Consider the following 1479-nt stretch of genomic DNA (forward strand, 5'->3'; position numbering starts at 1 on the left):
GCGCGATCTCGCCTTCGCCCAAGAATAGGAAGCGCAGGAGGTTGGTAAAGGGATTTCCTTCGGTCCAGCGGAAGCCCCACCGGGAGCGCCGGCGAGGCTGCCGCTTAGAAGGCGATGCGCCGGAGCAGGTCGCGCAGTGTTTCCCGCTCCTGCTCGTTCAGCTGGGCCAGGGAGTCGTCCGAGGCCTGGCGGACGATGGACTCAGCCCGCTTGTAGAGTTTCCGGCCTGCCGCCGTCGCGACGATGACCTTCGAGCGGCGGTCCCGGGGGTCGGCTTCGCGGCTGACGGCGCCGCGCTTTTCCAGTTGGTCCACCAGGGCCACGATCTGGCTGGGGTCAAGGCTCAAGAAGTCGGCCAGTTCGCGCTGCGACGGGTTCTCCCCGCTGCACGCCAGGGACAGGACCGAATAGGACCGCACCTTCAAATTAAGCTCGGCAAGCATGTTGTTGGCCCGGCTGGATCCCAGCGACCGCGCCCGCGCGGTGAGGAATTCGATCTCGCTGGCCAGGTCCGTGGAATACAGCCGCCCAAGGCCGTTTGCCTCCGCGGATGGACCGGACGCGCTCGCCTCGGCCGTGGTTTGTGCGGACATGTTCCCTCGCTAGGTATTGGAGCTGCAAAAATATGATTGACTTTTTCAATCATATGGGTTGTCATTGGTTTTAGACCAGCATAAACCCATGCGCCCCTCCGGTGCAGGAACAAGGAGCAGCAGATGTCATTGGCCGGAAAAGTAGCCATCGTCACCGGAAGCGGCCGCGGCCTCGGCCTGGCGTACGCCCAGGAACTGGCCCGCCAGGGCGCCTCCGTCGTCGTCAACGATGTGGACGCCCAGGTCGCGGAGGAAGCCGTCGCCAGCATCACTGCCGCGGGCGGCAAGGCCACCGCCGTCGTTGCCCCGGTGGGCTCCACCGAAACCGCCAAGCAACTGGTGGGCACCGCCGTCGAGACCTTTGGCCGTTTGGACATCCTGGTGACCAACGCCGGCGTGCTGCGGGACAAGTCGCTGCTGAAGATGACCGACGAGGACTTCGACCTGGTGATCAACGTGCACCTGCGCGGCACGTTCACCTGCGTCCGTGAGGCGTACGCGTACTTCAAGGAAAACGGTGTGGCCGGCCGGATCATCACCATCGGTTCGCCCACCGGCCAGCGCGGCAACTTCGGCCAGACCAACTACGCTGCGGCCAAGGCCGGCATCGTGGGCATGGTCCGTACCTGGGCACTGGAGATGAAGAAGGCGGGCGTCACCGCCAACGCCATCATCCCGGTGGCCGCCACGGCCATGACCAAGACGGTTCCGTTCTTCCAAAAGGCCGTTGAAGCCGACGAGCGCGGCGAGGCCATGCCGGAGTTCTTCCGCAAGGAGCTGGGCTTTGGAACGGCCGACGACGTTGCCGGCCTGGTTGCCTACCTCGCCTCCGATGCGGCTGCCAAGGTGACCGGACAGGCGATCGGCGTGGGCGGCGACCGGCTGC

2 protein-coding genes are annotated in these 1479 nt (G+C 65.4%); one reads left to right on the forward strand and one right to left on the reverse strand.

Going from position 1 to position 1479, the window contains the following annotated elements:
* Positions 1 to 104: 104 nt before the first annotated feature.
* Positions 105 to 593: a MarR family winged helix-turn-helix transcriptional regulator gene (locus AC5RWT_RS37325; RefSeq protein ID WP_494084607.1), complete on the reverse strand. Its 489-nt coding sequence runs from the start codon at positions 591 to 593 to the stop codon at positions 105 to 107.
* A 123-nt stretch (positions 594 to 716) separates the two neighbouring features.
* On the opposite strand from AC5RWT_RS37325, the gene AC5RWT_RS37330 reads away from it, so the two are divergent.
* A partial coding sequence (locus AC5RWT_RS37330) for an SDR family NAD(P)-dependent oxidoreductase (protein ID WP_494084608.1) occupies positions 717 to 1479 on the forward strand: 763 nt, incomplete at its 3' end.

This window comes from Arthrobacter sp. Dra40 (assembly GCF_059091905.1).